Source organism: Pseudomonas fluorescens (genome assembly GCF_902497855.1).
GTDB lineage: Bacteria > Pseudomonadota > Gammaproteobacteria > Pseudomonadales > Pseudomonadaceae > Aquipseudomonas > Aquipseudomonas fluorescens_BI.
Genome location: NZ_CABVHU010000032.1, coordinates 1 through 18,074, shown reverse-complemented (window position 1 = coordinate 18,074; position 18,074 = coordinate 1). Strand labels below are relative to the sequence as shown.

Below are 18,074 nucleotides of genomic sequence, written 5' to 3'. Positions count from 1 at the left end.
CTCTCAACGTCGAACAGGGTTCAGGCGGACCTCTTGTACTGCCGCTTGGACAGCGGAACAGAAACTCCGTATATCCTCTTGGGACATGTCTGCACGCATCATCACACGCAGACCGGATTTGTTCCTGGCTACAATGGGGAAGAATACTGCTGAAGTGTAATACCCTCGCTTGAAGACGCCCTCGGAAACGCCAATCGCCATATCAGGACTGTCCAGTGGAATGACCCGAATCGGTAGTCCCGATCCCGCGTGTTCCGTCTCAAACAAGCTGTCGAACAGTCGAATATTGGAATTAAGTTTCTGCTGCAAAACGCCAAGCTCGCTGGTCTTGTGAATATCCAGGGAAGCCATTGCCGCACCTATAGCGGCGGGATTTACATATTGCGAATAGGACATCGGCCCGCCAAAACGACGGAAAATTTTTTGATAGTTGGCCTTCTCCGACATGAATATGCCGCCACCATTGGCGCCAAATGCCTTGGCCAATGAATAAACAAGTAGCGTCCGTGGATTGAGATCAGGCATAAAAGTACGAATATAGCCCTCACCTCGCTCGCCATAGGCACTCAATGAATGAGAGTCATCGAAGTATAGAAACAGCCCATACTTATCCTGCAAAACCAACAGCCGCTCTATAGGTGCACTTCCGCCCATACTGTAAGCACCGTCAGCAACGTACGCGACCAAAGGATGACGTTTGCACATATCCTCAATAAAGTCGACGTCATTGTGATTGCAAGTGACAACCTGCGTTTCATCACCACAGATGGCCTTGACCTGATTCAGTGCAAAATGGGCATGTTTATCGAAAATCAAAACGGGGCGCTGGCCATCTGTAAACATACCGGCTGCCAGGAGGGGCAGAGACGCGACGATGCCTGCACTGCAGGAAGTTGCTGTGAATGCTCGACAATTGAAATGGGTAGATAAGGCGTCTTCAAGTTCATCGAGTTCTTTCAATCTTATTCTGATACGCGAGGTGGGTAAATTCACGGTACCGCTACTCAATACATAGTCTGCGGCACGTCGCGCCAGACGCTCATCGACCTCAAGCCCCAAATATGAACAAGAGCACATATTCATGAACTCATGACCGTTCTGGTCTTGCATGCGCCCCAGCCGAGTATGCTCCACACTCAAATCGGTAAGCCCCGAATCTTGCGCAAGCGCCCAGGAGGGATTACCAATTTCGACGGATCTGGCAGTATTGATATATTTGTTTTTTTGCTCTGACATACACAACCTCTCTGATTCATGACGCAAGAAGAGCCAGTACAGCTGCGAAACTCAAAACACCGACCAGTTCCTGTCAGCCCCATTAGCCTTGCACATTCATTTTTTTACGGCAACTAAGAAAAGTCGTTAATTTACGAATGAAAGTTCTGTAGGAATTTTCGCCAACACCAAGACGCAACATTAACAGAGCTTCAACAGATACATACACACGCCACGCAACCCTGAAGAGAAAATGACACCTAACGCCGATCCGAAACATAATGTAACGAAACAAGTTGGTTTTATTGGATTTCACGCCAGCAAAATTCAGATGCCTCTCTATATTCAAGCGTTCCGCCCACTTAAACTTTTTACAACCGACCACTAAACGGACGCTCAATCATGGAAGGAAGATTGAAAGGTAAGCGAGCTCTAATAACAGGTGCATCGACAGGCATTGGAAGAGCAATAGCCGAAGCTTTCATTGCACAAGGGGCCGACGTCTTCATTACCGCCCGCACCGATGAAGCCAACGCGCGCGCAGTTACTGCATTAGCCGAGCGTCTTGAACAGCGGGCCAGTTTTATGCTTATGGATGCCGCAAGCTGTAGCATAGATGTACTCTTCGAGACAGCGCACGCAGACATCGGCCCGATAGATATACTTGTCAATAATCCCGCATTTATAACCCGCACTCCATTTCTGGAGCTAAGCAGCAATGAGTATGAACGAACCCTTGCGGTCAACCTCCGCTTCCCCTTCTTCGCAACTCAACGCTTTGCAAAAGATTGCATAGCACGCAAACAGGGCGGCAGCATCATTAACATTTCATCGGTCAGCGCTTTCAAGGCGGTCAGCCGAATGTCAGCTTACCAAGCGAGCAAGGCAGCACTGTCAATGCTTACCCGAAGTTGTGCCGTAGAACTGGCTCCATATGGCATCAGGGTCAACACCCTTTCACCTGGACTGACCGCCACCAACGGCAACGCCAGCCAGTGGCGGGACGCTCCAGAGGTATGGCAGAACAGAAAAAAAGAGATTCCAATGCAGCGCGCCGGAATCCCCTCGGATATGACAGGCGCTGCCATCCTCCTGGCATCGGATGAGTCATCATGGATGACGGGGGCTGATCTGGTCATTGATGGCGGGCACAGCTGTATTTAGAGCGTAGGGGCTGGCTTGTCCGATCGCTGCACCACGGCGAAGACGTCCGCTCATTCACCGCATGGCTTTCGGCCCCCCTTCGCTGCGGTACGACGGTGGTGTCCGTTCATTCAACGCATGGCTTTCGGGCCTCTTCGCTGGCAAGCCAGCTCCTACAGGGTTTGCGTCGCAGCACGATCACGGCGGGAAAGACATTGATCCAGAGCAGTTTCTTGCGCAGAAAATCAAGGTAAAACGGCCCTGCCCGCTACTTGCAGTAAGCCGCATATAAGACAACTTCCCACTCACTCGTCCGCCAAACAGTTTAAAAACCACCGCAAACAATATTGATTATCATTTAGCTCGAAAAATGTTCGTTACATTCCTTACAAAACATATTTAACGAAAAACCGCCTAATGCCCGCCACGCATGGGTTACAGGGTCCCGGAGGTCCGCAATGTCCTTTTTGCACCCAATAATTTCGCTATCTGAATTTTACTTGCACCGTGTTTAGCCATAAAATCAGCGGGATCGATTGCTGCGACATATCGTCACTGCGTTGTTTCTTTTTCAAGCTCAGAGACCTTTGCTCTCTGTTAAGGATTTCCAGCATGCCCGAAGCGACAGGACTCATGGCCCACAACTGGGGCTTTGCCATTTTCCTTCTGGGCGTCGTCGGCCTGTGCGCCTTCATGCTCGGCGTCTCCAGCCTCCTCGGGTCAAAAGCCTGGGGCCGCAGCAAAAACGAACCGTTCGAGTCCGGCATGCTACCTACAGGTGGCGCCCGCTTGCGGCTCTCAGCCAAATTCTATCTGGTCGCGATGCTCTTCGTGATCTTCGATATCGAAGCCCTTTTTCTCTTTGCCTGGTCTGTGTCCGTCCGCGAAAGCGGCTGGACCGGATTCGTCGAAGCTCTCGTTTTCATAGCAATTCTGTTGGCAGGTCTTGTCTACCTGTTCCGAGTGGGCGCCCTTGACTGGGCTCCGGAAGCTCGTCGCAAGCGGCAGGCGAAGCTGAAACAATGAGGCTTTGGCAATGCAATACAATCTCACCAGGATCGACCCCGATGCTCCTAACGAGCAGTATCCGATCGGCCAGCGGGAAACCGTTTCCGATCCGTTAGAAGATCAAGTCCACAAAAACATTTTCATGGGCAAGCTCGAAGACGTGCTTAACGGCACGATCAACTGGGGGCGCAAGAACTCCCTGTGGCCGTACAACTTCGGTCTTTCGTGCTGCTACGTGGAAATGACCACCGCCTTCACGGCGCCCCACGACATCGCGCGCTTTGGCGCCGAGGTTATCCGGGCATCGCCGCGCCAGGCGGATTTCATGGTTATCGCCGGTACCTGCTTCATCAAGATGGCGCCGATCATCCAGCGTCTCTACGAGCAAATGCTCGAACCTAAATGGGTCATCTCCATGGGTTCGTGCGCCAACTCCGGTGGCATGTATGACATCTACTCCGTCGTTCAAGGGGTGGACAAGTTCCTGCCCGTGGACGTCTACGTGCCTGGCTGCCCGCCCCGCCCCGAGGCTTTTCTGCAAGGCTTGATGCTGTTGCAGGAGTCGATTGGCCAGGAGCGTCGCCCACTTTCCTGGGTCGTCGGTGATCAAGGCGTGTATCGCGCCGAGATGCCTTCGCAGAAGGAACAGCGCCGCGAACAGCGTATTCAGGTAACCAACCTGCGCAGCCCCGACGAAGTCTGATCCAGCTCTGCTTCTTTCATAGAACGAGAACCTGGCTTCATTCTTTACGTTGACCGAAAGCGATAAATAACCATGACTACAGGCAGTGCTCTGTACATCCCGCCTTACAAGGCAGACGACCAGGATGTGGTCGTCGAACTGAACAACCGTTTTGGCCCAGAGGCGTTTTCCGCCCAGCCTACCCGCACCGGCATGCCGGTGCTTTGGGTTGCCCGGGCCAAACTCGTCGAAGTCCTGACCTTCCTGCGCAACCTGCCCAAGCCGTACGTCATGCTCTATGACCTGCACGGCGTGGACGAGCGTCTGCGCACCAAGCGTCAAGGGCTGCCAAGCGGCGCCGACTTCACTGTGTTCTATCACTTGATGTCGATCGAACGTAATAGTGACGTAATGATCAAGGTCGCCTTGTCCGAGAGCGACCTCAGCGTACCGACCGTTACCCATATCTGGCCGAACGCCAACTGGTACGAGCGTGAAGTCTGGGACATGTACGGCATCGACTTCAAAGGTCACCCGCACCTGACCCGCATCATGATGCCGCCGACCTGGGAAGGTCACCCGCTGCGCAAGGACTTCCCGGCCCGTGCCACCGAGTTCGACCCGTTCAGCCTGACCCTGGCCAAGCAACAGCTCGAGGAAGAAGCCGCGCGCTTCAAGCCTGAAGACTGGGGCATGAAGCGTTCCGGTGCGAACGAGGACTACATGTTCCTCAACCTCGGCCCGAACCACCCTTCGGCCCACGGTGCGTTCCGTATCATCCTGCAGCTGGACGGCGAAGAGATCGTCGACTGCGTGCCGGACGTCGGTTACCACCACCGTGGTGCCGAGAAAATGGCCGAGCGTCAGTCCTGGCACAGCTTCATCCCGTACACCGACCGCATCGACTACCTCGGCGGCGTGATGAACAACCTGCCGTACGTGCTCTCGGTCGAGAAGCTGGCCGGCATCAAGGTGCCCGAGAAGGTCGACGTCATCCGCATCATGATGGCCGAGTTCTTCCGGATCACCAGCCACCTGCTGTTCCTGGGGACCTACATCCAGGACGTTGGCGCCATGACCCCGGTGTTCTTCACGTTCACTGACCGTCAGAAGGCGTACACGGTGATCGAAGCCATCACCGGTTTCCGTCTGCACCCGGCCTGGTACCGCATCGGTGGCGTCGCCCACGACCTGCCGCGGGGCTGGGAAAAACTGGTGAAAGACTTCGTCGAGTGGATGCCCAAGCGTCTGGACGAATACCAGAAAGCCGCCCTGGACAACAGCATCCTCAAAGGCCGGACCATCGGCGTTGCCGCCTACAACACCAAAGAGGCCTTCGAATGGGGCGTCACCGGTGCAGGCCTGCGTTCGACCGGTTGCGACTTCGACCTGCGTAAAGCGCGCCCGTACTCCGGTTACGAGAACTTCGAATTCGAAGTGCCGCTGGCCGTCAATGGCGATGCCTACGACCGTTGCATCGTGCGCGTCGAAGAAATGCGCCAGAGCATCAAGATCATCGAGCAGTGCATGCGCAACATGCCGGAAGGCCCGTACAAGGCGGATCACCCGCTGACCACGCCGCCGCCGAAAGAGCGCACCCTGCAGCACATCGAGACCCTGATCACGCACTTCCTGCAAGTTTCGTGGGGCCCGGTGATGCCGGCCAACGAATCCTTCCAGATGATCGAAGCGACCAAGGGCATCAACAGTTATTACCTGACGAGCGATGGCGGCACCATGAGCTACCGCACCCGGATTCGTACTCCAAGCTTCCCGCACCTGCAGCAGATCCCTTCGGTGATCAAAGGCAGCATGGTCGCGGACTTGATTGCGTACCTGGGTAGTATCGATTTCGTTATGGCCGACGTGGACCGCTAAGCATGAACAGCACGCTTATCCAGACAGACCGTTTCGCCCTGAGCGAAACCGAGCGCTCGGCCATCGAGCACGAGCTGCATCACTACGAAGACCCGCGCGCGGCGTCGATCGAAGCCCTGAAGATCGTCCAGAAGGAACGTGGCTGGGTGCCGGACGGCGCCCTGTACGCCATCGGCGAGATCCTCGGCATTCCGGCCAGCGACGTCGAAGGCGTCGCGACCTTCTATAGTCAGATCTTCCGTCAACCGGTCGGCCGTCACATCATTCGCGTCTGCGACAGCATGGTCTGCTACATCGGCGGCCACGAGTCCGTGGTCAGCGAAATCCAGAGCAATCTGGGGATCGGCCTGGGTCAGACCACCGCCGACGGTCGTTTCACCCTGCTGCCGGTCTGCTGCCTCGGCAACTGCGACAAGGCGCCGGCGTTGATGATCGACGACGACACTTTCGGTGATGTGCAGCCTGCCGGCGTTGCCAAATTGCTCGAGGGCTACGTATGACCCTGACTTCCTTCGGACCTGCCAACCGCATCAAGCGGTCAGCCGAGACTCACCCGCTCACCTGGCGTCTGCGTGACGACGGCGAAGCCGTGTGGCTCGACGAGTACCAGGCCAAGAACGGTTATGCCGCTGCGCGCAAGGCCTTCGCCGACATGGCCCAGGACGACATCGTCCAGACCGTCAAAGACGCCGGCCTCAAAGGCCGCGGCGGTGCAGGCTTCCCCACGGGCGTGAAGTGGGGGCTGATGCCCAAGGACGAATCCATCAACATCCGCTACCTGCTGTGCAATGCGGATGAAATGGAGCCGAACACCTGGAAAGACCGCATGCTGATGGAGCAACTGCCCCATCTGCTGATCGAAGGCATGCTGATCAGTGCCCGCGCGCTGAAAACCTACCGTGGCTACATCTTCCTGCGTGGCGAATACACCACCGCCGCCAAGCACCTGAACCGTGCCGTGGAAGAAGCCAAGGCAGCGGGCCTGCTGGGTAAAAACATCCTGGGCAGCGGCTTCGATTTCGAGCTGTTCGTCCACACCGGCGCCGGGCGTTACATCTGCGGTGAAGAAACCGCACTGATCAACTCCCTGGAAGGCCGCCGCGCCAACCCGCGCTCCAAGCCGCCCTTCCCTGCCGCCGTTGGCGTGTGGGGCAAGCCGACTTGCGTGAACAACGTCGAGACCCTGTGCAACGTGCCGGCGATCATTGCCGACGGCGTCGACTGGTACAAATCGTTGGCGCGCGAAGGCAGTGAAGACATGGGCACCAAGCTCATGGGCTTCTCCGGCAAGGTCAAGAACCCGGGCCTGTGGGAATTGCCGTTCGGCGTCACCGGTCGCGAGTTGTTCGAAGACTACGCCGGCGGCATGCGCGACGGCTACACGCTCAAGTGCTGGCAGCCAGGCGGCGCCGGTACCGGCTTCCTGTTGCCGGAACACCTGGACGCACAAATGTACGCCGGCGGCATCGCCAAGGTGGGCACCCGGATGGGTACCGGCCTGGCCATGGCGGTGGACGACAGCGTCAACATGGTGTCCCTGCTGCGCAACATGGAAGAGTTCTTCTCCCGTGAGTCGTGCGGTTTCTGCACCCCGTGCCGTGACGGTCTGCCGTGGAGCGTCAAGCTGCTGCGCGCGATCGAGAACGGTGAAGGGCAAGCCGGCGATATCGAGACCCTGCTGGGTCTGGTCGGTTTCCTCGGCCCGGGCAAGACCTTCTGTGCTCACGCACCGGGCGCCGTGGAGCCGTTGGGCAGCGCAATCAAATACTTCCGCCATGAGTTCGAAGCCGGCATCGCGCCCACCAGCGCCGTCGTCCCGCCTCTGGCAAGGCCGATCGTAGTCGGCGCTTAACGCTTTAAAAAAGGCGAAGGGTCCGTGCCCTTCGCTTTTCGTGCGATGACGCCTTTAACGGCTGTGTTGATTCGCGCGGATAACAAGATTCCATTAGCCACGCCCGCTGACACCGGGCCAACGAAGAACTTTGAACCATGGCCACTATCCACGTAGACGGCAAAGAGCTCGAAGTCGACGGGGCAGACAACCTGTTACAGGCGTGTCTGTCGCTAGGCCTCGATATCCCTTATTTCTGCTGGCACCCAGCCCTGGGCAGCATTGGCGCTTGCCGCCAGTGCGCGGTCAAGCAGTACACCGACGAGAACGACAAGCGTGGTCGGATCGTCATGTCCTGCATGACCCCCGCCACCGACGGCAGCTGGATCTCCATCGACGACGAAGAAGCGAAAGTGTTTCGCGCCAGCGTCGTCGAATGGCTGATGACCAACCACCCTCACGACTGCCCGGTCTGTGAGGAAGGCGGTCACTGCCACCTGCAAGACATGACGGTGATGACCGGCCACAACGAGCGCCGTTACCGCTTCACCAAACGTACTCACCAGAACCAGCAACTGGGCCCGTTCATTTCTCACGAAATGAACCGCTGCATCGCTTGCTACCGCTGCGTGCGCTTCTACAAGGACTACGCCGGCGGCACCGACCTCGGTGTATTCGGCGCCCACGACAACGTGTACTTCGGTCGCGTTGAAGACGGCACCCTGGAAAGCGAGTTCTCCGGCAACCTCACCGAGGTCTGCCCGACCGGTGTGTTCACCGACAAGACTCACTCCGAGCGCTACAACCGCAAGTGGGACATGCAGTTCTCGCCGAGCATCTGCCATGGCTGCTCCAGCGGTTGCAACATCTCCCCGGGCGAGCGTTACGGTGAACTGCGTCGCATCGAGAACCGTTTCAACGGTTCGGTGAACCAGTACTTCCTGTGCGACCGTGGCCGTTTCGGCTATGGCTACGTCAACCGCAAGGATCGCCCGCGCCAGCCATTACTGGCCAACGGCGCCAAGCTGACCCTCGACGAAGCGCTGGATAAAGCCGCCGACCTGCTGCGCGGTCGCAACATCGTCGGTATCGGTTCGCCCCGCGCCAGCCTCGAAAGCAACTACGCGTTGCGCGAACTGGTCGGCGCCGAGCACTTCTACTCCGGTATCGAAGCCGCTGAGCTTGAGCGCATTCGTCTGGTTGTACAGGTGCTCAAAGACAGTCCGCTGCCGATCCCGAACATGCGCGACATCGAAGATCACGATGCGATTTTCGTCCTCGGCGAAGACCTGACCCAGACCGCCGCCCGTATGGCGCTGTCCCTGCGTCAATCGGTCAAGGGCAAGGCCGAAGACATGGCCGACGCCATGCGCGTTCAGCCTTGGCTCGACGCCGCGGTGAAGAACATCGGCCAGGACGCGCTGAATCCGCTGTTCATCGCCAGCCTGGCTGAAACCAAGCTCGACGACATCGCTGAAGAATGCGTTCACGCAGCTCCTGACGATCTGGCCCGCATCGGTTTCGCCGTGGCCCACGCCCTCGACGCCAGCGCACCGGCCGTCGAAGGCCTGGACGCTGAAGCCCTGGAACTGGCCAAGCGCATTGCCGACGCCCTGCTCGCCGCCAAGCGTCCATTGATCATTGCCGGTACCTCGTTGGGTTCCAAGGCGTTGATCGAAGCCGCGGCGAACATCGCCAAGGCCCTGAAGCTGCGCGAGAAGAACGGTTCCATCAGCCTGATCGTGCCGGAGGCCAACAGCCTCGGCCTGGCCATGCTCGGTGGCAACTCGGTGGACGAAGCACTGCAAGCAGTGATCGACGGCAAGGCCGACGCCATCGTCGTGCTGGAAAACGATCTGTACACCCGCACTGATAAAGCCAAGGTCGATGCAGCCCTGACCGCCGCGAAAGTGCTGATCGTGGCCGACCATCAGAAAACCGCCACCAGCGATCGCGCGCACCTGGTCCTGCCAGCCGCCAGCTTTGCTGAAGGCGACGGTACGCTGGTCAGCCAGGAAGGCCGCGCCCAGCGCTTCTTCCAGGTCTTCGACCCGACTTACCTCGACGCCAGCATCCTGGTTCACGAAGGCTGGCGCTGGCTGCATGCCCTGCGCGCCACCCTGTTGAACCAGCCGATCGACTGGACCCAACTGGACCACGTCACCGCTGCCGTCGCTGCAAGCACGCCGCAACTGAACCGCATCGTCGATGCCGCACCGTCCGCCGCGTTCCGCATCAAAGGCCTGAAACTGGCCCGCGAACCGTTGCGTTACAGCGGCCGGACCGCCATGCGCGCCGACATCAGCGTGCACGAACCGCGTACCTCCCAGGACAAGGACACCGCGTTTTCGTTCTCGATGGAAGGTTACTCGGGCTCGGTCGAACCCCGTCAACAGGTGCCATTCGCCTGGTCTCCGGGCTGGAACTCCCCGCAAGCCTGGAACAAGTTCCAGGACGAAGTCGGTGGTCACATCCGCGCTGGCGACCCGGGCACTCGCCTGATCGAAAGCACCGGTGATTCGCTGAACTGGTTCGCCAGTGTTCCCCGCGCGTTCAACCCGGCTCCAGGCACCTGGCAGGTCGTGCCGTTCTTCCACCTGTTCGGCAGCGAAGAGAACTCTTCCAAAGCCGCGCCGGTTCAGGAACGCATTCCGGCCGCTTACGTGTCGCTGGCCAAATCCGAAGCCGATCGCCTGGGTGTCAATGACGGCGCCATGCTCAGCTTGAACGTGGCTGGCCAGACCCTGCGTCTGCCGCTGCGCATCAACGAAGAGTTGGGCGCTGGCCTGGTTGCATTGCCTGCGGGCATCGCCGGCATTCCGCCAGCGATCTTTGGCAAATCCGTTGACGGTCTGCAGGAGGCAGCTCAATGACCTGGTTCACGCCTGAAGTGATTGACGTGATCATCTCGGTCCTCAAGGCCATCGTGATTCTGCTCGCCGTGGTGGTGTGCGGCGCGCTGCTGAGCTGGGTCGAGCGTCGTCTGCTCGCCCTCTGGCAGGACCGTTACGGTCCGAACCGCGTCGGCCCGTTCGGCGCGTTCCAGATTGCGGCCGACATGATCAAGATGTTCTTCAAGGAAGACTGGACCCCGCCGTTCGCCGACAAAGTGATCTTCACCTTGGCACCGGTCGTGGCCATGAGCGCCTTGCTGATTGCCTTCGCGATCATCCCGATCACCCCGACCTGGGGCGTGGCGGATATCAACATCGGCATCCTGTTCTTCTTCGCCATGGCCGGTCTGTCGGTCTACGCGGTGCTGTTCGCCGGCTGGTCGAGCAACAACAAGTTCGCCCTGTTGGGCAGCTTGCGGGCCTCGGCACAGACCGTGTCGTACGAAGTGTTCATGGGCCTGTCGCTGATGGGCATCGTGATCCAGGTCGGCTCGTTCAACATGCGCGACATCGTTGAATACCAGGCGCAGAACCTGTGGTTCGTCATCCCGCAGATCTTCGGTTTCCTGACCTTCTTCATTGCCGGCGTCGCCGTGACTCACCGTCACCCGTTCGACCAGCCGGAAGCGGAACAGGAACTGGCCGACGGTTACCACATTGAATACGCCGGCATGAAATGGGGCATGTTCTTCGTCGGCGAGTACATCGGCATCGTGCTGATTTCGGCGCTGCTGGTAACCTTGTTCTTCGGTGGCTGGCACGGCCCGTTCGGCATTCTGCCGCAGATCCCGTTCATCTGGTTTGCGCTGAAAACCGCGTTCTTCATCATGTTCTTCATCCTGCTGCGCGCCTCGATCCCGCGCCCACGGTATGACCAAGTGATGGACTTCAGCTGGAAGTTCTGCCTGCCGCTGACCCTCGTCAACATGCTGGTGACCGCTGCGATCGTGTTGCTCAACACGCCCGCCGTCGCGGCTCAGTGAGGATAGAGAATCATGAAGTACATTTTTGACATCGTGCATGGCTTCTTCACCCAGCTTCGCAGCCTGGTGATGATCTTCGGCCATGCCTTCCGCAAGCGCGACACGCTGCAGTACCCGGAAGAAGCCGTGTACCTGCCGCCGCGCTTCCGTGGCCGTATCGTGCTGACCCGCGACCCCGACGGCGAAGAGCGTTGCGTAGCCTGCAACCTGTGCGCCGTGGCGTGCCCGGTGGGCTGCATCTCGCTGCAGAAAGCTGAAACCGATGACGGTCGCTGGTACCCGGAGTTTTTCCGAATCAACTTCTCGCGCTGCATTTTCTGCGGCCTCTGCGAGGAAGCCTGCCCGACCACCGCGATCCAGCTGACACCGGATTTCGAGATGGCCGAGTTCAAACGTCAGGACCTGGTGTACGAGAAAGAAGATCTGCTGATCTCCGGCCCCGGCAAAAACCCTGATTACAACTTCTATCGTGTTGCAGGTATGGCGATTGCCGGTAAGCCAAAAGGCTCCGCGCAGAATGAAGCCCAGCCGATCAACGTGAAGAGCTTGCTGCCTTAAGGAAGAAAGATGGAATTCGCTTTCTATTTCGCATCGGGTATCGCTGTGGTGTCCACGCTTCGCGTGATCACCAACACCAACCCCGTGCACGCCCTGCTCTACCTGATCATTTCGCTGATTGCCGTGGCGATGACGTTCTTCGCCCTCGGCGCACCGTTTGCCGGTGTGCTGGAAGTGATCGCCTACGCTGGCGCCATCATGGTGCTGTTCGTGTTCGTGGTGATGATGCTGAACCTTGGCCCGGCCTCGGTTCAGCAAGAGCGCGTCTGGCTCAAGCCCGGTATCTGGCTCGGCCCGGTCGCCCTCGGCACCCTGCTGCTGGTTGAACTGCTGTACGTGCTGTTCAGCGACGCCAGCGGCCAGGCCATCGGCCACACCACCGTAGACGCCAAGGCCGTGGGCATCAGCCTGTTCGGTCCTTATCTGCTGGTGGTCGAACTCGCCTCGATGCTGCTGCTTGCCGCAGCCGTCACGGCGTTCCACCTGGGCCGCAACGAAGCCAAGGAGCAATGACGATGCCTGCTATCCCTCTGGAGCATGGTCTGGCGGTCGCCGGCATCCTGTTCTGCCTCGGTCTGGTCGGCCTGATGGTCCGGCGCAACATTCTTTTCGTGCTGATGAGCCTGGAGATCATGATGAATGCCTCCGCTTTGGCGTTCATCGTTGCCGGTAGCCGCTGGGGTCAGCCGGATGGACAGATCATGTTCATCCTGGTGATCAGCCTGGCAGCCGCCGAGGCCAGTATCGGCCTGGCGATTCTGTTGCAGCTGTATCGCCGCTTCCACACTCTCGATATCGACGCTGCCAGCGAGATGCGCGGATGAATCTTCTCTATCTGACTTTCGTATTCCCTCTCATAGGTTTCCTGCTGCTGTCGTTCTCCCGTGGACGCATCTCGGAAAACCTTGCGGCGCTGATCGGCGTCGGTTCCATTGGCCTGTCTGCCATCGTCACTGCTTATGTGATCTGGCAGTTCAACGTCGCCCCGCCTGAAGGCGGTCACTACACCCAGGTGTTGTGGCAGTGGATGGCGGTGGAAGGCTTTACGCCGAACTTCGCCCTGTACCTGGATGGCCTGTCCCTGACCATGCTCGGTGTGGTGGTCGGCGTCGGCTTCCTGATCCACCTGTTCGCGTCCTGGTACATGCGCGGTGAAGCCGGTTACTCGCGCTTCTTCGCCTACACCAACCTGTTTATCGCCAGCATGCTGTTCCTGGTGCTGGGCGATAACCTGTTGTTCCTGTACTTCGGCTGGGAAGGCGTGGGCCTGTGCTCGTACCTGTTGATCGGTTTCTACTACAGCAACCGCAACAACGGTAACGCGGCACTCAAAGCTTTCATCGTCACCCGGATCGGCGACGTGTTCATGGCCATCGGCCTGTTCATCCTGTTCGCCCAACTGGGCACGCTGAACATCCAGGAACTGCTGGTGCTGGCACCGCAGAAATTCCAGGCCGGCGACTTCTGGATGGTCATGGCCACCCTGATGCTGCTGGGCGGCGCCGTGGGTAAATCCGCGCAACTGCCGCTGCAAACCTGGCTGGCGGATGCAATGGCCGGTCCTACCCCGGTTTCGGCACTGATCCACGCCGCGACCATGGTGACCGCCGGTGTCTACCTGATCGCCCGTACTCACGGCCTGTTTTCCCTGGCGCCGGATATCCTGCACCTGGTTGGCGTTGTCGGCGGTGTGACCCTGGTACTCGCCGGTTTTGCCGCACTGGTTCAGACCGACATCAAACGTATCCTCGCCTACTCGACCATGAGCCAGATCGGCTACATGTTCCTGGCACTGGGCGTTGGCGCGTGGGATGGCGCGATCTTCCACCTGATGACCCACGCCTTCTTCAAGGCGCTGCTGTTCCTTGCGTCCGGTGCGGTGATCGTTGCCTGCCACCACGAGCAGAACATCTTCAAGATGGGCGGCCTGTGGAAGAAACTGCCACTGGCCTATGCCAGCTTCATCGTCGGCGGCGCGGCCCTCGCGGCCCTGCCACTGGTGACCGCGGGCTTCTACTCCAAGGACGAAATCCTTTGGGAAGCGTTCGCCAGCGGCAACCAGGGTCTGCTGTATGCAGGTCTGGTCGGTGCGTTCATGACCTCGCTGTACACCTTCCGCCTGATCTTCATCGCGTTCCACGGTGAAGCGAAGACCGAAGCACACGCCGGTCACGGCATCGCTCACTGGCTGCCACTGTCGGTGCTGATCGTATTGTCCACCGCCATCGGCGCGATGATCGTTCCGCCACTGCACGGCGTGCTGCCGCAAAGCGTCGGCCATGCCGGCGGCGACGCCAAGCACAGCCTGGAAATCGCTTCGGGTGCCATCGCCCTGGCCGGTATCCTGCTGGCCGCGCTGCTGTTCCTCGGCAAGCGGCGTTTCGTCACTGCAATCGCCAACAGCGGCATCGGCCGCTTCCTTTCGGCCTGGTGGTTCGCTGCCTGGGGCTTCGACTGGATCTACGACAAACTGTTCGTCAAGCCATACCTTGCGATCAGCCACGTACTGCGCAAAGACCCGCTCGACCAGACCATCGGTCTGATCCCGCGTATGGCCAAAGGCGGTCACACCGCCCTGAGCCGTACCGAAACCGGTCAACTGCGTTGGTACGCGGCATCGATGGCAGCCGGCTCCGTGCTGGTCATCGGCGCCATCGTGCTGGTAGCGGTCTGAATATGAACCTTGCGAACTTGCGAAAGGAATTGAGCCCGTCATGATTCTGCCTTGGCTAATCCTGATCCCCTTCATCGGCGGCCTGCTGTGCTGGATGGGTGAGCGCTTCGGCGCTACCCTCCCGCGCTGGATTGCGCTGATCACCATGTCCCTGTTGCTCGCTCTCGGCCTCTGGCTGTGGGCCAACGGTGACTATTCATTTGCCCCGGCGCCTGGCGCCGACCCGACCTGGGTGCGTGAGTTCAAGCACATCTGGATCGAGCGCTTCGGCATCAGCGTGCACCTGGCCCTCGACGGCCTGTCGCTGTTGATGATCATGCTGACCGGTCTGCTGGGCGTGCTCTCGGTACTCTGCTCGTGGAAAGAGATTCAACGTCACGTTGGCTTCTTCCACCTGAACCTGATGTGGATCCTGGGCGGTGTGGTCGGCGTGTTCCTCGCCCTCGACCTGTTCATGTTCTTCTTCTTCTGGGAAATGATGCTGGTGCCGATGTACTTCCTCATCGCGCTCTGGGGTCACAGTTCTTCGGACGGCAAGAAAACCCGGATCTACGCGGCGACCAAGTTCTTCATCTTCACTCAGGCTTCCGGCCTGATCATGCTGGTGGCGATCCTCGGTCTGGTTCTGGTCAACTTCAACGACACCGGCGTGATTACCTTCAACTACGCCGACCTGTTGAAAACCAAGATGTCGCTCACCACCGAGTACATCCTGATGCTCGGCTTCTTCATCGCCTTCGCGGTCAAGCTGCCGGTGGTGCCGTTCCACTCCTGGTTGCCTGACGCTCACGCCCAGGCACCGACCGCGGGTTCCGTCGACCTGGCCGGTATCTTGCTGAAGACAGCGGCTTACGGTCTGCTGCGTTTCGCCCTGCCGCTGTTCCCGAATGCCTCGGCCGAGTTTGCGCCGATCGCCATGACCCTCGGTCTGATCGGGATCTTCTACGGCGCGTTCCTGGCCTTCGCCCAAACCGACATCAAGCGTCTGATCGCCTTCTCGTCCGTTTCCCACATGGGTTTCGTACTGATCGGCATCTACTCCGGCAGCCAACTGGCGCTGCAGGGCGCGGTGATGCAGATGCTGGCGCACGGCCTGTCGGCTGCGGCACTCTTTATCCTCTCCGGTCAGCTGTACGAGCGCACCCACACCCGCGACATGCGGGAGATGGGTGGCCTGTGGTCGAAGATCGCTTACCTGCCGGCCCTCAGCCTGTTCTTTGCAGCCGCATCCCTGGGCTTGCCGGGTACCGGTAACTTCGTCGGTGAGTTCCTGATCCTGCTCGGCACCTTCCCGGCTGCGCCTTGGGTCACCATCATCGCGACGTCGGGCCTGGTGTTCGGTTCGGTCTACTCGCTGATCATGATCCACCGTGCGTACTTCGGCCCGGCCAAATCGGACGCGGTACTGCATGGCATGGACGGTCGCGAAATGATCATGGTGGTCGGGCTTGCGGCGCTGCTGATCTACATCGGCGTGTACCCGCAACCGTTCCTCGATACCTCTGCCGCGACGATGCATGGCGTGCAGCAATGGCTCGGTACCGCCTTCACTCAACTCGCTTCGGCCCGGTAAGAGCGCTATGGAATTCACGACTCAACACTTTATCGCGCTAGCGCCGTTGTTGATCACCAGCGCCACGATCATCGTGGTGATGCTGGCGATTGCCTGGCGCCGCAACCACTCGCAGACCTTCCTGATTTCCGTGGCGGGCCTGAACCTGGCGTTGCTGTCGATCCTGCCAGCCTTGAAAGTCGCGCCCCTGGCTGTGACCCCACTGCTGCAGATCGATAGCTTCGCCTGCCTGTACATGGCGCTGATCCTGGTCGCCACCCTCGCTTGTGTGACCCTCGCCCACGCCTACCTCGGCGATGGCGGTTCGGGTTACCCGGGCAACCGTGAAGAACTGTACCTGCTGATCCTGATGGCCGCCGCCGGTGGCCTGGTGCTGGTCAGCGCGCAGCACCTGGCCGGGTTGTTCATCGGTCTGGAACTGCTCTCGGTGCCAGTCTACGGTCTGGTGGCGTATGCCTTCTTCAACAAGCGTTCGCTGGAAGCCGGTATCAAGTACATGGTGCTGTCGGCTGCAGGTTCCGCGTTCCTGTTGTTCGGCATGGCCCTGCTGTATGCCGACTCCGGCAGCCTGAGCTTCAACGGCATCGGTCAGGCCCTGGCGGCCACCGGCCTGCCAAGCTCGCTGGCGCAACTGGGCCTGGGCATGATGCTGATCGGCCTGGCGTTCAAGCTGTCGCTGGTACCCTTCCACCTCTGGACCCCGGACGTTTACGAAGGTGCTCCGGCACCGGTGGCCGCGTTCCTGGCCACTGCGTCGAAAGTCGCGGTGTTCGCGGTGATGGTGCGTCTGTTCCAGATCTCGCCAGCGGCGAGCAGCGGTGTGCTGAGCGACGTGCTGACCATCATCGCCATCGCGTCGATCCTGTTCGGTAACCTGCTGGCGCTGACCCAGAGCAACCTCAAGCGTCTGCTGGGTTACTCGTCCATCGCCCACTTCGGTTACCTGTTGATCGCCCTGGTGGCGAGCAAGGGTCTGGCCGTGGAAGCCATCGGCGTGTACCTGGTCACCTACGTGATCACCAGCCTCGGCGCGTTCGGCGTAATCACCCTGATGTCCTCGCCGTACAACGGCCGTGACGCGGACGCCCTGTACGAATACCGGGGCCTGTTCTGGCGCCGTCCGTACCTGACCGCGGTACTGACCGTGATGATGCTGTCCCTGGCCGGCATCCCGCTGACCGCGGGTTTCATCGGCAAGTTCTACATCATCGCCACCGGCGTCGAGTCCCACCAATGGTGGCTGGTCGGCTCCCTGGTACTGGGCAGCGCCATCGGCGTGTTCTACTACCTGCGTGTGATGGTCACCCTGTACCTGATCGAACCGAACCTGCGTCGCCACGATGCCCAGCTGCATTGGGAACAACGTGCGGGCGGCGTGATGCTGCTGGCTATCGCTGCGCTGGCGTTCTTCCTTGGGCTGTATCCGCAGCCGTTGCTGAACCTGGTTCAGCAGGCGGGGTTGGCGGGTTGATCGCTTAAGCGTACTCGGTAGAAAAACAGAAACGGCACCTTCGCAGACTGTGTGAAAACCTAGCAATCTGCGCGGCACTCAAAGAAAATGCTCCGTATCGAAAGATACGGAGCATTTTTCGTCATGGCCTACATCCAAGGACAGTCCCGCAGCCAGACCAGCCT

At 59.4% G+C, this 18,074-nt stretch carries 15 protein-coding genes; 14 read left to right on the top strand and 1 reads right to left on the bottom strand.

Annotation, left to right across the window (positions count from 1 at the left end):
* Nucleotides 1–3: 3 nt before the first annotated feature.
* Nucleotides 4–1,236, bottom strand: a complete 1,233-nt coding sequence (locus F8N96_RS34010) for an aminotransferase class I/II-fold pyridoxal phosphate-dependent enzyme (RefSeq protein WP_150801507.1) — start codon at nt 1,234–1,236, stop codon at nt 4–6.
* A 381-nt stretch (nt 1,237–1,617) separates the two neighbouring features.
* On the opposite strand from F8N96_RS34010, the gene F8N96_RS34005 reads away from it, so the two are divergent.
* The 14 genes from F8N96_RS34005 (at nt 1,618) to nuoN (ending at nt 17,910) form a co-directional block, all read left to right on the top strand.
* Nucleotides 1,618–2,379, top strand: coding sequence for an SDR family NAD(P)-dependent oxidoreductase (locus F8N96_RS34005; RefSeq protein ID WP_150801506.1), 762 nt, complete (start codon nt 1,618–1,620; stop codon nt 2,377–2,379).
* Nucleotides 2,380–2,970: 591 nt separating this feature from the next.
* Nucleotides 2,971–3,384, top strand: coding sequence for an NADH-quinone oxidoreductase subunit A (locus F8N96_RS34000; protein WP_003223812.1), 414 nt, complete (start codon nt 2,971–2,973; stop codon nt 3,382–3,384).
* Between the two features lie 10 nt (nt 3,385–3,394).
* Entirely contained in the window at nt 3,395–4,069 is a 675-nt protein-coding gene (locus tag F8N96_RS33995; RefSeq protein WP_007940869.1) for a NuoB/complex I 20 kDa subunit family protein, read from the top strand.
* A 72-nt stretch (nt 4,070–4,141) separates the two neighbouring features.
* Nucleotides 4,142–5,926, top strand: a complete 1,785-nt coding sequence (gene nuoC, locus F8N96_RS33990; protein ID WP_150801505.1) for an NADH-quinone oxidoreductase subunit C/D — start codon at nt 4,142–4,144, stop codon at nt 5,924–5,926.
* A gap of 2 nt (nt 5,927–5,928) precedes the next feature.
* A complete protein-coding gene (gene nuoE, locus F8N96_RS33985) occupies nt 5,929–6,426 on the top strand; it encodes an NADH-quinone oxidoreductase subunit NuoE (protein ID WP_008146039.1) in 498 nt (165 codons plus the stop codon).
* The gene (gene nuoF / locus F8N96_RS33980) at nt 6,423–7,778 is read left to right on the top strand and encodes an NADH-quinone oxidoreductase subunit NuoF (protein ID WP_150801504.1); all 1,356 of its coding nucleotides are present in this window, start codon (nt 6,423–6,425) and stop codon (nt 7,776–7,778) included. Before nuoE ends, nuoF begins: the two co-directional genes overlap by 4 nt.
* Nucleotides 7,779–7,915: 137 nt before the next feature.
* On the top strand, nt 7,916–10,630 hold the full coding sequence (gene nuoG / locus F8N96_RS33975) for an NADH-quinone oxidoreductase subunit NuoG (RefSeq protein ID WP_150801503.1): 2,715 nt from the start codon (nt 7,916–7,918) through the stop codon (nt 10,628–10,630).
* On the top strand, nt 10,627–11,634 hold the full coding sequence (gene nuoH / locus F8N96_RS33970) for an NADH-quinone oxidoreductase subunit NuoH (RefSeq protein WP_150766757.1): 1,008 nt from the start codon (nt 10,627–10,629) through the stop codon (nt 11,632–11,634). The genes nuoG and nuoH overlap by 4 nt, the downstream gene beginning before the upstream one ends.
* 12 nt (nt 11,635–11,646) lie before the next feature.
* Nucleotides 11,647–12,192: an NADH-quinone oxidoreductase subunit NuoI gene (gene nuoI / locus F8N96_RS33965; protein WP_198044941.1), complete on the top strand. Its 546-nt coding sequence runs from the start codon at nt 11,647–11,649 to the stop codon at nt 12,190–12,192.
* 9 nt (nt 12,193–12,201) lie between these two features.
* Nucleotides 12,202–12,705 carry an NADH-quinone oxidoreductase subunit J gene (gene nuoJ / locus F8N96_RS33960; RefSeq protein ID WP_007905076.1) on the top strand — a complete coding sequence of 168 codons (504 nt, stop codon included), beginning with the start codon at nt 12,202–12,204 and terminating at the stop codon, nt 12,703–12,705.
* Nucleotides 12,706–12,707: 2 nt separating this feature from the next.
* Nucleotides 12,708–13,016 (top strand): NADH-quinone oxidoreductase subunit NuoK, encoded by a 309-nt coding sequence (gene nuoK, locus F8N96_RS33955; protein ID WP_010458852.1) that lies wholly within the window; start codon nt 12,708–12,710, stop codon nt 13,014–13,016.
* Nucleotides 13,013–14,866, top strand: coding sequence for an NADH-quinone oxidoreductase subunit L (gene nuoL / locus F8N96_RS33950; RefSeq protein WP_150801502.1), 1,854 nt, complete (start codon nt 13,013–13,015; stop codon nt 14,864–14,866). Before nuoK ends, nuoL begins: the two co-directional genes overlap by 4 nt.
* 40 nt (nt 14,867–14,906) lie before the next feature.
* A complete protein-coding gene (gene nuoM / locus F8N96_RS33945) occupies nt 14,907–16,439 on the top strand; it encodes an NADH-quinone oxidoreductase subunit M (RefSeq protein WP_150801501.1) in 1,533 nt (510 codons plus the stop codon).
* 7 nt (nt 16,440–16,446) lie between these two features.
* Nucleotides 16,447–17,910 (top strand): NADH-quinone oxidoreductase subunit NuoN, encoded by a 1,464-nt coding sequence (gene nuoN / locus F8N96_RS33940; protein ID WP_128871316.1) that lies wholly within the window; start codon nt 16,447–16,449, stop codon nt 17,908–17,910.
* Nucleotides 17,911–18,074: the final 164 nt, after the last annotated feature.

What these genes read in the sequence shown, in the direction of transcription:
- nuoG (WP_150801503.1), top strand. Translation starts at nt 7,916, where the DNA reads ATGGCCACTATCCACGTAGACGGCAAAGAGCTCGAAGTCGACGGGGCA.
- F8N96_RS33995 (WP_007940869.1), top strand. Translation starts at nt 3,395, where the DNA reads ATGCAATACAATCTCACCAGGATCGACCCCGATGCTCCTAACGAGCAG.
- nuoM (WP_150801501.1), top strand. Translation starts at nt 14,907, where the DNA reads ATGATTCTGCCTTGGCTAATCCTGATCCCCTTCATCGGCGGCCTGCTG.
- nuoK (WP_010458852.1), top strand. Translation starts at nt 12,708, where the DNA reads ATGCCTGCTATCCCTCTGGAGCATGGTCTGGCGGTCGCCGGCATCCTG.
- F8N96_RS34010 (WP_150801507.1), bottom strand. Translation starts at nt 1,236, where the DNA reads ATGTCAGAGCAAAAAAACAAATATATCAATACTGCCAGATCCGTCGAA.
- F8N96_RS34005 (WP_150801506.1), top strand. Translation starts at nt 1,618, where the DNA reads ATGGAAGGAAGATTGAAAGGTAAGCGAGCTCTAATAACAGGTGCATCG.
- nuoH (WP_150766757.1), top strand. Translation starts at nt 10,627, where the DNA reads ATGACCTGGTTCACGCCTGAAGTGATTGACGTGATCATCTCGGTCCTC.
- nuoI (WP_198044941.1), top strand. Translation starts at nt 11,647, where the DNA reads ATGAAGTACATTTTTGACATCGTGCATGGCTTCTTCACCCAGCTTCGC.
- nuoC (WP_150801505.1), top strand. Translation starts at nt 4,142, where the DNA reads ATGACTACAGGCAGTGCTCTGTACATCCCGCCTTACAAGGCAGACGAC.
- nuoL (WP_150801502.1), top strand. Translation starts at nt 13,013, where the DNA reads ATGAATCTTCTCTATCTGACTTTCGTATTCCCTCTCATAGGTTTCCTG.
- nuoE (WP_008146039.1), top strand. Translation starts at nt 5,929, where the DNA reads ATGAACAGCACGCTTATCCAGACAGACCGTTTCGCCCTGAGCGAAACC.
- nuoN (WP_128871316.1), top strand. Translation starts at nt 16,447, where the DNA reads ATGGAATTCACGACTCAACACTTTATCGCGCTAGCGCCGTTGTTGATC.
- nuoJ (WP_007905076.1), top strand. Translation starts at nt 12,202, where the DNA reads ATGGAATTCGCTTTCTATTTCGCATCGGGTATCGCTGTGGTGTCCACG.
- F8N96_RS34000 (WP_003223812.1), top strand. Translation starts at nt 2,971, where the DNA reads ATGCCCGAAGCGACAGGACTCATGGCCCACAACTGGGGCTTTGCCATT.
- nuoF (WP_150801504.1), top strand. Translation starts at nt 6,423, where the DNA reads ATGACCCTGACTTCCTTCGGACCTGCCAACCGCATCAAGCGGTCAGCC.